This is a genomic window from Bradyrhizobium sp. HKCCYLS3070 (assembly GCF_051167575.1).
Lineage (GTDB): Bacteria > Pseudomonadota > Alphaproteobacteria > Rhizobiales > Xanthobacteraceae > Bradyrhizobium.
In genome coordinates, this window is record NZ_JBNPTI010000024.1 from 1 (window position 1) to 12,389 (window position 12,389).

General features: G+C 65.9%; 13 protein-coding genes and 1 riboswitch. Of the genes, 6 read left to right on the top strand and 7 right to left on the bottom strand.

From position 1 onward, the window contains the following. Positions 1 to 369: 369 nt before the first annotated feature. Positions 370 to 1,035: a methionine biosynthesis protein MetW gene (gene metW, locus ACQR03_RS32910; protein WP_315718100.1), complete on the bottom strand. Its 666-nt coding sequence runs from the start codon at positions 1,033 to 1,035 to the stop codon at positions 370 to 372. A 3-nt stretch (positions 1,036 to 1,038) separates the two neighbouring features. Then, the gene (metX, locus tag ACQR03_RS32915; protein ID WP_434841574.1) at positions 1,039 to 2,253 is read right to left on the bottom strand and encodes a homoserine O-acetyltransferase MetX; all 1,215 of its coding nucleotides are present in this window, start codon (positions 2,251 to 2,253) and stop codon (positions 1,039 to 1,041) included. Positions 2,254 to 2,344: 91 nt separating this feature from the next. Further along, positions 2,345 to 2,424, bottom strand: a riboswitch (SAM riboswitch). A gap of 197 nt (positions 2,425 to 2,621) precedes the next feature. On the opposite strand from metX, the gene ACQR03_RS32920 reads away from it, so the two are divergent. From ACQR03_RS32920 to ACQR03_RS32930, 3 genes are read left to right on the top strand one after another with little or no spacing between them, the layout of a single operon-like run. Then, complete coding sequence (locus tag ACQR03_RS32920; RefSeq protein ID WP_315718102.1) at positions 2,622 to 3,455, top strand: chorismate mutase; 834 nt, start codon at positions 2,622 to 2,624, stop codon at positions 3,453 to 3,455. 37 nt (positions 3,456 to 3,492) lie between these two features. Further along, the gene (hisC, locus tag ACQR03_RS32925) at positions 3,493 to 4,590 is read left to right on the top strand and encodes a histidinol-phosphate transaminase (RefSeq protein WP_316176006.1); all 1,098 of its coding nucleotides are present in this window, start codon (positions 3,493 to 3,495) and stop codon (positions 4,588 to 4,590) included. Then, complete coding sequence (locus tag ACQR03_RS32930; protein ID WP_315753824.1) at positions 4,587 to 5,522, top strand: prephenate/arogenate dehydrogenase family protein; 936 nt, start codon at positions 4,587 to 4,589, stop codon at positions 5,520 to 5,522. The genes hisC and ACQR03_RS32930 overlap by 4 nt, the downstream gene beginning before the upstream one ends. A 2-nt stretch (positions 5,523 to 5,524) precedes the next feature. On the opposite strand, the gene ACQR03_RS32935 is transcribed toward ACQR03_RS32930, so the two are convergent. After that, positions 5,525 to 6,709, bottom strand: coding sequence for a DUF2125 domain-containing protein (locus ACQR03_RS32935; RefSeq protein ID WP_315826643.1), 1,185 nt, complete (start codon positions 6,707 to 6,709; stop codon positions 5,525 to 5,527). A gap of 99 nt (positions 6,710 to 6,808) precedes the next feature. On the opposite strand from ACQR03_RS32935, the gene ACQR03_RS32940 reads away from it, so the two are divergent. Beyond that, positions 6,809 to 7,405 (top strand): gamma-glutamylcyclotransferase, encoded by a 597-nt coding sequence (locus ACQR03_RS32940; RefSeq protein WP_409977989.1) that lies wholly within the window; start codon positions 6,809 to 6,811, stop codon positions 7,403 to 7,405. A gap of 3 nt (positions 7,406 to 7,408) precedes the next feature. Here ACQR03_RS32940 and ACQR03_RS32945 read toward each other — a convergent pair whose 3' ends face one another. From ACQR03_RS32945 to ftsE, 4 genes are all read right to left on the bottom strand, one after another. Then, positions 7,409 to 8,176 (bottom strand): lysophospholipid acyltransferase family protein, encoded by a 768-nt coding sequence (locus ACQR03_RS32945; protein ID WP_315718107.1) that lies wholly within the window; start codon positions 8,174 to 8,176, stop codon positions 7,409 to 7,411. A 12-nt stretch (positions 8,177 to 8,188) separates the two neighbouring features. After that, on the bottom strand, positions 8,189 to 8,902 hold the full coding sequence (locus ACQR03_RS32950; protein ID WP_315718108.1) for a YdcF family protein: 714 nt from the start codon (positions 8,900 to 8,902) through the stop codon (positions 8,189 to 8,191). A 255-nt stretch (positions 8,903 to 9,157) separates the two neighbouring features. Further along, on the bottom strand, positions 9,158 to 10,126 hold the full coding sequence (locus ACQR03_RS32955) for a cell division protein FtsX (RefSeq protein WP_316186161.1): 969 nt from the start codon (positions 10,124 to 10,126) through the stop codon (positions 9,158 to 9,160). Then, positions 10,119 to 10,778 carry a cell division ATP-binding protein FtsE gene (gene ftsE, locus ACQR03_RS32960; protein WP_006615648.1) on the bottom strand — a complete coding sequence of 220 codons (660 nt, stop codon included), beginning with the start codon at positions 10,776 to 10,778 and terminating at the stop codon, positions 10,119 to 10,121. Before ftsE ends, ACQR03_RS32955 begins: the two co-directional genes overlap by 8 nt. A gap of 214 nt (positions 10,779 to 10,992) precedes the next feature. On the opposite strand from ftsE, the gene ACQR03_RS32965 reads away from it, so the two are divergent. Next, entirely contained in the window at positions 10,993 to 11,847 is an 855-nt protein-coding gene (locus ACQR03_RS32965) for an MJ0042-type zinc finger domain-containing protein (protein ID WP_434841583.1), read from the top strand. Between the two features lie 54 nt (positions 11,848 to 11,901). Then, positions 11,902 to 12,282: a response regulator gene (locus ACQR03_RS32970; protein WP_315718112.1), complete on the top strand. Its 381-nt coding sequence runs from the start codon at positions 11,902 to 11,904 to the stop codon at positions 12,280 to 12,282. Positions 12,283 to 12,389: the final 107 nt, after the last annotated feature.

Genomic DNA, 12,389 nt, shown 5'->3' on the forward strand with positions numbered 1-12,389 from the left:
CGCGTTGACCGTTTCTTTCGAATGCCCATCGCAACCTCCTCATCGAGTGTTGCGACGACCAATTGAATCCGCCGGTGTTCCGGCTCGTACCTGTGGTTCCTGCCGCCTGCATTTTTTCCGCAGGCGGGCCATGGGTGCGGCCAGCATCCGGCCTTCCCTGCGCCTCTTCGTTATCGGAGGCAGGACTAATGCAAAGCTCGGGTGTAGACGCACCGCGGGAACGCAGCACTTTGTATCAACCGCTCTCGGCTCTTTGAAAAGTAAAAACCGCCAACCCCAAGCTCGTCATGGCCGGGCTTGTCCCGGCCATGACGTGGAGAGAGCGAGCCATCAACTTAGACCGCGCCCCGCTGCAGCAGCGAGCGCGCTCTACCGCCCCTTCTCCGCCCTGCTCAGCAGGAACACGCCCTGCTCGCCGAACATGTTCCAGAACCACCAGGGCATCGCGACGCGCAAGGGACGGCCGTAACTATCAAGCGCGACGGCGCGCTCCATCTTGACGCCGATCTCATCGCAGAGCTGCACGAAGTCCTTGATGGTGCAGAAATGGATGTTCGGCGTGTCGTACCAGGTGAAGGGCAGATTGTCGGTTCGCGGCATGTGGCCGCCGACGAGCAGTTGCAGGCGCAGCCGCCAGAAGCCGAAATTCGGAAAGGTGACGATGGCGCGACGGCCGATGCGCAGCAGATTCTCCAGCACGACCTTGGGCTGCCGCGTCGCCTGCAAGGTCTGCGACAGGATCACATAGTCGAACGCATCGTCGGGATAGTCGACGAGATCGGTGTCGGCGTCGCCCTGCACCACCGCGAGCCCCTTGGCGACGCAATGATTGACGCCCTCGCGCGACAGCTCGATGCCGCGGCCGTCGATGCCGCGGCTCTCCAGCAGCTGCAAGAGATCGCCGTCGCCGCAGCCGATGTCGAGCACCTTGGAGTCGCGCTCGACCATGCCGGCGACCAGCAGATGATCCGGCCGATAGGCCAGCACCTCGCCGCCGGAAAAGCCGTTCAGCGGCAACACGCCCTGCATGCTCATGGCTCAGCCTCCGTTCGCGGCGTTGAGGCCGCGCGCCTTGCCGGCGGAATCGAGAAAGGCGCTGGCGATCTCGAAGAACTCGGGGACGTCGAGCAGGAACGCGTCGTGCCCCTTGTCGGTCTCGATCTCCGCGAACGACACCCGCGCGCTGGAGGCATTGAGCGCATGCACCAGCGCCCGCGATTCCGCGGTCGGAAACAGCCAGTCGCTGGTGAAGGACACCACGCAGAAGCGGGTCTTGATGCCGCGGAACGCCGCCGCCAGCACGCCGTCATGATCGACGGCGATGTCGAAATAGTCCATCGCCCGCGTCAGATAGAGATAGGAGTTGGCGTCGAAGCGCTCGACGAAGGACGAGCCCTGATAGCGCAGATAGCTCTCGACCTGGAAATCGGCGTCGAACGAGAACGTCGGCAGTTCGCGGTCCTGCATGCGGCGGCCGAACTTGCGATGCAGGGCGGCATCCGACAGATAAGTGATATGCGCGGCCATCCGTGCCACCGCGAGGCCGCGATGCGGATGAGTGCCCTTGTCGCCGTAGCGGCCGTGGTCCCAGTCGGGATCGGCCATCACGGCCTGGCGGCCGAGCTCGTGGAAGGCGATGTTCTGCGCCGAGTGCCGGGTGGCGCAGGCGATCGCGAGATTGGCGAACACGCGGGTGGGATAGGCCACTGTCCATTGCAGCGCCTGCATGCCGCCCATCGAGCCGCCAACCACGGCGAACAACGTGTCGATGCCGAGATGATCGATCAGCATCGCCTGCGCGCGCACCATGTCGGGGATGGTGATGATCGGGAAATCGAGCCCCCACACCTTGCCGGTGGCGGGATTCAGCGAGGCCGGGCCGGTCGAGCCCATGCAGCCGCCGATCACGTTCGAGCAGATGATGAAATAACGGCTCGGGTCGAGCGGGCGGCCAGGGCCGACCAGCGTCTCCCACCAGCCGGGCTTGCCGGTGACGGGATGGCGGTTGGCGACGTGCTGGTCGCCGGTCAGGGCGTGGCAGACCAGGACCGCGTTGGACCTGTCGGCGTTGAGTTCGCCATAGGTCTGGTAGGCGATCTGGAACGGCGACAGGTCGACGCCGCAATCGAGCCTGAGCGGCTTGTCAGCGCCGAACTGCGCGACCAGCGAGCTCGGATGATCGACCTCGTGCGAGCGCTCTTCGGGCGCAATCGTGCGCAGCGCGGAGGTGGGTTTCGGCGTCAGGCCTGTCATGTCTCTCACCCCGGCCATCCGGCAAGGGCTCCCGAACCACGTGACATATCAGGCCATGAAAAACCCGGCCTGAACTGGGGTTCGGCCGGGATCGATAACGTCCCCGGCCTGTTTAGCGAGTTTTTTAACGTGGCTGCAAGCCGGCCGGCTCAAATGACCACGGAACAGGCAGAAACTAGTCCCGCGGGCGCTCCGCGTCAAGGCAAGCTGGGGTTGACCGCCGATCGGGCGCCCCACGGCTGCAAACCAGCCAAGCCTAGGCGGCACAAGGTAAACTTGCTGTTGCGCGCGTCTCCCGCATCGGAGAGAACGACATCCGTTCCAGTCGGCCGCACGTTAACCGGTGGCCTGCGAAGAGTGACCAGCCCATGTCCAACCCACCGCCTGCCCCGCCTTCGCTTGCCGATTTGCGCAAGGAGATCGACGCGATCGACGAGCAGGTCCATCAGCTCCTGATGAACAGGGCCGACATCATCGACCGGCTGATCAAGGTCAAGAAGACCCAGGAGGTCGGCTCGGCATTCCGGCCGGCGCGAGAGGCCGACATGATGCGGCGCCTGGTGCAGCGCCATCGCGGCATCCTGCCGCTCGACACCGTCGAGGGCATCTGGCGCGTGATCGTCTCGACGTTCACTTACGTGCAGGCGCCGTTCTCGGTTCACGCCGACGTGTCGGTCGGCGAATCCGCGATGCGCGATTCCGCCAGGTTCCATTTCGGCTTCGTGGTGCCTTATGTCGCCCATTTCAGCGCCCAGGCCGCCGTCGAAGCCGTGGCGCGCTCGAAGGGCGATCTTGCGCTGGTGTCGACGACATCGGGGCATACGCCGTGGTGGATCACGCTCGAGCCCGTGGGCGCGCCGAAGATCATCGCCCGGATGCCGTTCATCGAGCGTGCCGACCATCCGGCGGCGCTGCCGGTGTTCGCGGTGTCGCGGGTCGCCGACGACGCGCTCGTGCTGGAGGTCGAGACCTGGAGCATCCGCGTCTCCGGCTGGAATGCGCAGGTGTCGCGCGCGCTGTCGCCGCTGGCCGACGTGGTCGCAGTGCCCGATACCGCCTTCGACGGCGCCGCGCTGCTGGTGTCGATCGAGGCGCCGTCGAACCTCGACAAGATCAAGGCTGCCCTGATCGCGGCGGGCGCCTCGGTCCGCTCGACGGCCCTCGTCGGCGGCCATGCGAAACGCTATACGGTTCCGAGCTGAGACGCCTCGCGCCAGTGATGATTTTCCGGAGTTGATGATGAACCGCCCCGTGCCGAACCCCGGCATCCTCGACATCGCGCCCTACACGCCGGGCAAGAGTCCCAAGCCGGAGCCTGGCCGCAAGGTTTTCAAGCTGTCGGCTAATGAGACCCCGTTTGGTCCCTCGCCGAGGGCGATCGAGGCGTTCAAGAGCGCGGCCACGCATCTGGAAGATTATCCGGAAGGGACTTCCCGGGTGCTGCGCGAGGCGATCGGCCGCACCTACGGCCTCGATCCCGACCGCATCGTCTGCGGCGCCGGCTCCGACGAGATCCTCAATCTGCTGGCACACACCTTTCTCGGCCAAGGCGACGAGGCGATCTCCACCGCGCACGGCTTCCTGGTCTATCCGATCGCGACCATGGCCTGCGGCGCCAGGAACGTGGTTGCCGCGGAGACGGAGTATCGCACCGATGTCGACGCCATCCTTGCCGCGGTGACGCCGCGCACCAAGCTGGTCTGGCTCGCCAACCCGAACAACCCGACCGGCACCTACATCCCGTTCGACGAGGTCAAGCGGCTGCGTGCCGGCCTGCCGTCGCATGTCCTGCTGGTGCTCGACGCCGCCTATGCCGACTACGTTTCGCGCAATGACTACGAGTTCGGGCTCGAGCTGGTGGCGACGACCGAGAACACGGTCGTCACTCATACCTTTTCCAAGATCCACGGCCTCGCGGCGCTCCGTGTCGGCTGGATGTTCGGCCCGGCGCACATCGTCGATGCGATCAACCGAATCCGTGGGCCGTTCAACGTCTCCTCGCCGGCGATGCTCGCCGCGGTCGCCGCGATCGAGGACACCGCGCATCAGCAGATGTCGAAGACGCACACGGAAACGTGGCGCAACTGGCTGACCGAGGAGATCGGCAAGCTCGGGCTGAAGGTGACGCCGAGCGTCACCAATTTCATCCTGATCCACTTCCCGACCGACAAGGGCAAGACCGCGGTCGAGGCCGACGCATTCCTGACCCGGCGCGGCCTCGTGCTGCGCGCGCTCGCCAACTACAAGCTGCCGAACGCGCTGCGCATGACGATCGGCACCGAGGAAGCCAATCGTCTGTTCGTGGAGGCTCTCAGCGAATTCATGAGGGCGAAATGAGCGTCGCGGGGCGGTTCGAACGCATCGCGCTGATCGGCTTCGGCCTGATCGGCGGCTCGATCGCGCGGGCGGCGCGGCTGCAGGGCGTGGCCGGCGAGATCGTCACCACCGCGCGCTCGGAAAAGACGCGCGCGCGCGTCGCCGAACTCGGCCTCGTCGACCGCGTCGTGGCGAGTAATGCGGAGGCGGTCAAGGATGCCGACCTCGTCATCCTCTGCATTCCCGTCGGCGCGTGCGGTCCGGTCGCGGCCGAGATCGCGCCGCACCTGAAGCCCGGAGCCATCGTCTCCGACGTCGGCTCCGTGAAGGGCGCCATCGTTCGCGACATGGCGCCGCATCTGCCAGCGCATGTTCATTTCGTGCCGGCGCATCCGGTCGCCGGCACCGAGAATTCGGGACCGGATTCTGGTTTCGCCGAGCTGTTCATCAACCGCTGGTGCATCCTGACGCCACCCGACGGTGTGGATGCCGACGCGATCGATCGTCTCCGCGCGTTCTGGGCGGCGCTCGGCGCCAAGGTCGAGATCATGACGCCGGATCACCACGACCGCGTGCTCGCGATCACCAGCCATCTGCCGCATCTGATCGCCTACACCATCGTCGGCACCGCCGACGAGCTGGCGCAGGTCACGGAGTCCGAGGTGATCAAGTTCTCGGCCGGCGGCTTTCGCGATTTCACCCGCATCGCCGCCTCCGACCCGACGATGTGGCGCGACATCTTCCTGAGCAACAAGGATGCGGTGCTCGACATGCTCGGCACCTTCACCGAGGACCTCTCCAAGCTGACGCGGGCGATCCGCCGCGGCGACGGCGATGCGCTGTTCGATCACTTCACCCGCACCCGTGCGATCCGCCGCGGCATCGTCGATATCGGCCAGGATTCGGCGGCGCCGGACTTCGGCCGGCCGCTGCCGCAGTTGAAGAAGAGCTGAGGTCAGAACAGCGGCGGGACGCGGGCGACCTTGAACGGACCGAGCACGACGACGCCATCGGAGAAGCGCAACGGGAAGGTCCGCGCCTTGCGCCCTTCGAGGGTGGCCTCCTTGCCGAGCGCATTGATACCGAGCGCGACGCCGACATTGGCGTTCTGCTTGACGACCTTGCCGAGGCCGGGAATGGCGCGGTCGAGCGCACCGAGCAGGTTGTTGACGTCCTGCGACTTCACACCCGGCGCTACGCGATCGAGCGTCCCCTGCGGCACGCCGTTTTCGAGCATCTTGTCGAGACCGAGCGCCGGAATGACCTTTTCGATCCCGGCCACCGTCATTTGCACTTCGCCATCAATGCCGCCATTGGCGGTCAGGCTGAGCGTGCCCGACGCAACGGCCAGCAGCTCGCCCTGCTGGATGCGCGACTGGACGATCTCGACATGACCGCCCGCCGCCTGGATCTCGCGAAACCGCTCCGGCCAGGGTTTGGGCCGGAAGTCCTTGAGACCCGTGACGCGGGCCTGGATGTCGGTATTGAACGGTTCGGCAAGCAGAGGATGGCTGCCTTGGATGCTGCCGCTTTCGATCTGCAGCGCAGTCTCCAGCACCGGATGGTCGGACGGCGTGCCGTCGGCGAAGCGGCCGTGCAACTCGACGTGATCGGCGCGCGCGGCGGGCACGGCTGTCCCGCCCTCGATGCGGTCGATGGTCGGTTGTTCGAACACGAGGTCGGCGCGCTGCGGCAACCCCGGCAGACCGCGGACGCTGGCCTCACCGACGCGCCAGTTCACGGAGAACGAGGCGGGTCCGCGACCGTCGGCGATCATAGCGGGTCCCTTGAACTCCGCGATGAGCCGCTTCGGGTCCCACACCTGGGCGACGACGAGGATCTCGTCGAGCCTGGCATTCATCAAAGGCGTGCCCGCGGCCTGCGAGAACAGGGCCACGCTCGGATCCGTGCAGCGAACCTCGAGCCGGAACGGGAAGCCGGCGACCGAGCGCTTCGCGCAGTCATAGACGCGTCCCGATTTTGCTTCGCGCGCACGCCAAGCGTCGGCCTGGACATCCACTTGCGAAGCGGCGAAGAACCAGAATGCGCTCCACGCAACAGCGGCGATCAGGAGCAGAACGGGAGCTATGAAGAGCCCCCAACGAGAGCGCCTGCGGCGCGCTTGCGGCAAACGAGACATGCAGGACACCCTTTGGGCAGCAATTTTGGCAATTCGGCGATCACGGATTGTGTATCTAAATTAACAATTCGCGAGCATCACACTTAGGCTTCCGCATTGATGTCCGCAATGACCCTCTCCGAACGCGACCTTCCCCACGGCGATCTCTGGGTCTTCGGCTACGGCTCGCTGATGTGGCGGCCCGGATTCGCTTTTCTCGAGCAGGTGCCGGCGCGGCTGATCGGCGAGCATCGCGCGCTCTGTGTGTATTCGTTCGTCCACCGCGGAACGCCGGAGAAGCCGGGCCTCGTGCTCGGTCTCGATCGCGGCGGCGCGTGTCGCGGCATTGCGTTCCGGGTGGCAGCAGACAAGCGCGACGAGACCATCGCCTATTTGCGGGCGCGTGAGCAGGTAACCTCGGTATATCGCGAAGTGACGCGCTCGGTTTGGCTTGAAAACGACGCGCGCGAGCGGGTGAGCGCGCTGGTCTACGTGGTCGATCGCGGCCACGTGCAATATGCAGGCCGGCTGTCGCCACAGGAGCAGTTGCGCCATGTGCGCCAGGGTCACGGCCAGTCCGGCGCCAATCGCGACTACGTGATCTCGACCGTGAAGGCGATCGAGGCGCAGGGCTTTCGCGACGCGCAGTTGCATCGGCTGGCGACGATGCTGCACGATGACGGCCACTCGCTGCATCCTGCGCCAAGCAAGACATAGCCCTCAAGCCTTCACCGGCGCCGGCACCCGGCCAAACAACTGCGCCTGTTCCGCCTGCCCCGCGGCGACGAGCCGGCCGGTCGCCTCTTCGATGACGCTCTGAATCCGCGCCATGAACTCATCGCGCGGCAGGCCAGGCGGCAGCGGATCGAGAAACTCCACGACGAGCGTGCCCGGATAGCGCAGAAATGTGCGGCGTGGCCAAAACAGACCCGAATTCAGGGCCACCGGCAGGCAGGGTACGCCGCAATCCGTGTAGATCAGGCCGACGCCGCCCTTGTAGTCCGGCGGTGCGCCCGCCGGACGCCGGGTGCCTTCCGGGAAGATCACAAACTGACGGCCGTGCTTCACCTCCTCTGCCGCCCGCCGCATCACCTGCTTCAACGCGCGGGCGCCGGAGCTGCGGTCGATCGCGATCATGTCCGCCTTGACGAGATACTGTCCGAACAAGGGAATCCGCAGCAGCTCGCGCTTGAGAACGAAGAACGGCGCATCGAAGAAATGCAGCAGCGAGATCGTCTCCCACATCGACTGATGCTTGGCGGCGACGATCAGCGGCCCCTTCGGGATCTTCTCGACGCCGCGATATTCGACGCGGATGTTGCAGACGACGCGCATCAACAAGATGTTGCTCTGCGCCCACCAGTTGGCGACGCGCAGCAGCGCCTTGCGGGGCATAGCCAGGGTCGGCAACGCGATCAACGCCCAGAGCACGAAGTTCGGGTAGAACAGGATGTTGAACAGCAGCGAACGCAGGAAGATCGAGACCATCAGAAACCCAGTTCAATTGGCTTGCGCCGTCGTCGGTCGGCGCGACACCGAGCCGGTTGGCGGATCGAACTCGGGCGCGAGATCGAGGCCGAGATCGGCCAGCCGCAGCCGCATCTCGGCGGCGACATATTTGGCATATTCGGACAGCAGAAGTCGCACCGTCGGCGCGCTGGTCCACCACGGCTCGTCGCGCCATTTCTCGCCGACGACCGCATAGGGAATGAGATCCATGCTCGGCATCGCATGCGACAGTTCGACGATGGCCCGCGGCATGTGATAGTTCGACGTCACGACGATCAGCGACTTGAAGCCGCGCTCGCTCGCCCATCGCCGCGTCTGCGCGGCGTTGCTGCGGGTATTGATCGCCGAATAATCCAGATCGACGCAGCAGTTGATGAATGATCGCGCCTCGGGCAGCGACCGGGTGATGTCGCTGGCCTCGTTGGTCGGGTGCACACCGGAGATCAGCAGCCGCCGGCCATAGCCTCCCGCCAGGAGTTCCACCGCGTCCGATACGCGTGACGAGCCGCCGGTCAGGACCACGATTCCGTCCGCCTTGCGCTCGGGCTGGATCTCGGCGCCCCGCAATTGCGAGAGGAAGCCGACGAAGCCGACCGCCGCGACGAAGAAGCCGACCCCGAGCGTCGCCACGGCGCCCGCGAGCGTCCGCCACACCGCCACGGTGAGCGGCAGCTTTCGCCTGCTATGGTCAGTCTCCGGCTCCATGCAACGCCTGGCTTGTCCTTGCCTGCCTGCGCGCGGCGCCATGCCGTCGCGCGATCCCGTCGTTCAAGTCCGGGAACGCAGGCAGGTTTCGCCGGCCTCCCGATCACGTTCGCTCGCCGCCGATCCTGGCGCGCGACCTCCGCCGTGTTCGTGACCCAGCTCACCCCGTCCTGCCTCACCCCGGCGCAGACGATTTTAGGCGGTTTTCGGGCCAAGTGAAATCCGCAACGAGACGGCTGGGGATAGAAGCCGCCATCAGTCGATGCTCGCCAGGGTCGTGAACAGGGTCCGGCGTGCGGCCCAGCCGGTCACCGCGGCGATCACCACGGCCTGCAGCGCGATCGCGACATAGCCGAGCGGGCGCAGCGAGAATGTCCCCAGCAACGCCGCGAACTGATCGCCGACGGGAGTGCCGGAGAACCAGTTGGCGATCGACTCCGAGAACCCGAATCCGAGCATCGCAAGGCCGCCACCGATCACGCCCCCCTCCAGTCCGAGCTGCAGAAAATGCCGCAGGAAGTGATTGGCGATGTAGCGGTCGCCGGCGCCGACGAAATGCAGCACCTCGACGATCGGCCGGTTCGCGGCCATCGCGCCGCGGGTCGCGAACGACACCGAGATGATGGTGGCCGCGATCACCAGCACCAGAATGCCGAAGCCTGCGAAAAGCGTCGCGCCTGTCATCGAGCGCATGCGCTCGATCCAGGCGCGGTGGTCGTCCACGCTGGCGGTCGGCGCAACCTGGGTCACGCGGCTGCGCAGCGCGTTGAGATCGAAGCTGGTGCCGGGCTGGACGCGCGCGATGATGACGCGCGGCACCGGAAGCTCGTCGAACGACAGGCCGCTGCCGAGCCACGGCTCCAGCAGCTTGCTGGATTCCTCCTTGGTGAACGGCCGGACCTCGACGATTCCGGACTGCGCCCGCATCGCCTCCGTCACCAGGGCAATGTCGCGCTCGATGTCCCGGCCGGTCTTGGGGCGAACCTGGACGGTGATCTCGCTCGAAACCTCCGACTGCCACTCGGCCGCGGACTCGCTGACCAGCAGCACGCCGCCGGTCGTGATCGAGGCCAGGAAGGTCATGATCGCCACCACGGCGACCAGCGCGCGGCCGGCGATCGAGGCGCGCGGCACGATCGGCGACACGATGCGGGCCTGCGCCGGCAGTTGCGGGCGGTCGTCGCCGAGATCGACCAGGAGGCCGCGATCGTCTACGCTACTCATAGATGTGCAATCGTCCCTGATGCAGCACCAGCCGGCGGGCCTCGTATTGGTCCATCAGCGTGATGTCATGGGTTGCGATGATGACCGCCGTCCCCGAGCGGTTCAATTCGATGAACAGCCGCAGCAGGCGGCGCCCGAGCGTCGGATCGACGTTGCCGGTCGGCTCGTCCGCGAGCAGCAGTTGCGGCCGCGAGATCACGGCGCGCGCGATCGCCGCGCGCTGCTTCTCACCACCCGACAGGATCGGCGGCAGCGCGTCCATGCGCTCGCCAAGGCCGACCCATTTCAGGAGGTCGATGACCTCCTTGCGGTAGCTCGATTCATCCCGCCCCATGACGCGAAACGGCAGCGCCACGTTCTCATAGGTCGTCATGTGATCGAGCAGCCGGAAGTCCTGCAGCACGATGCCGATGCGCTTGCGCAGATCGGCGATCTCCTCTTTGCTGAGCAGCGAGATATCGTAGCCGAACAGATTGACCAGGCCGCGGGTCGGCCGCAGCGACAGAAACAACAGCTTGAGCAGCGAGGTCTTGCCCGCGCCCGACGGGCCGGTGAGGAACTGGAAGGAATGGGCCGGAATCTGGAAACTGAGGTCACGGAGAATCTCCGGCCCCAATCCATAGCGCAGCCCAACATTTTCGAACCGAACCAAAGCGTCAGCTCCGTTCGACCGCGTGCGCGGCAGACCCGCACGCTCCAAGCTCAGCGGTACGATGGCCCGATTGAGCGCCCGTTATGGTTTCCGGTTCGTTAACGGTCGCCGTGTACCATTGGCGCGATTGAGTTCCGATGTTCGTCGACATGGCGGTCCTTGTAGCACGAACTGTCGGAAACAAAGCGGCAATGGCCGTTGGAGAACAGGCGCGATGTTCATCGTTTGCCCTCATTGTACGACATCTTATGCCATCGACGTGGCAACCCTGGGTATGGCTGGCCGCAACGTACGCTGTTCCCGTTGCAAGGAGGTCTGGCTGGCACGACCGGAGGATGCGGTCGAGGCGCCCGCCCCCATGCCTGCCATGGCGGAGGCCGGCGCGGCGGCCGCGCCCCGTGACGCGGCCGACGAGTGGGAAGCCCTCGCGCGCCAGGAAGACGACGACGAACGGACGCCCGATGTGGAAAGTCCGCCACTGGCTGCCGGCTGGCCCGAGGATGCCCTCGCCGAGCCCGACGACGACACGGCCGATGCCGCGCAGCCGGCGCAGAGCGGGGCTTCGCGCCTCGCCGGTCTCCGCAAACTCATCAGGCGCCCGACGTTGCCGGATTTCCCAGGCAACAAGGTGTTGAACCTGCCGGTGCTGACGGCCGCCATGGCGGCGCTCACGATTGCGCTGGTGGTGTGGCGCGCCGACGTTGTCAGGCTGCTGCCGCAGACGGCCTCGTTCTACAAGCTGGTCGGGCTCGAGGTGAACCTGCGCGGCCTGACCTTCAAGGACCTGAAGGTGGCGACCGAAACCGTCGACGGCAAGCCGGTGCTGGTGATCGAGGGGACGATCGTCAGCCTGACGAAGAAATCGATCGACCTGCCGCGGCTGCGCTTCAGCGTCCGTGACGCGCAGGGCACCGAGATCTACGCCTGGAACACGCTGCTCGAGCAGACCGCGCTCAAGCCCGGCGAGCGCACGACGTTCAAGTCGCGGCTCGCCTCGCCCCCTCCCGAAGGCCGCAATATCGATATACGGTTCTTCAACCGGCGCGATCTCGCCGCCGGCAGTGCATGATGGTTCCGGTCTCGTGGGTCGCCCGCGGGGCCCACGAGACGGAGACGAAACGACATGTCGCGCGTGCTGATCGCCGACGACGAAGATTCGATGCGGACCTTGGTCGCGCGCGCCATTGCCATGGATGGACATGAGATCGTGACGGCGCAGGACGGTGCCGAGGCGCTCGACATCCTGACGCGCGAGGCCGGCGCCTTCGACCTGCTGCTGACCGACATCCAAATGCCCATCATGGACGGCATCGCGCTGGCGCTGTCCGCGGCACGCGATTTTCCCGACCTGACCATCCTGCTGATGACCGGCTTTGCCCATCAGCGCGAGCGGGCGTCGAATCTCAGCGCGATCGCTCACGACGTCATCACCAAGCCGTTCTCGATCGCCGACATCCGCACCGCGGTCGCCGACGCGCTGGCGTCAAAGGCTGCGAAGGCGTAGGGCGCCAACGATGATCCTCGACGTTGCTGCAGTCCGCGCTGTCATCCCTGCAAACGCAGGGATCCATAGCCACCGCCGCCGTTGAGGGACAAGACTGGTCCCACATC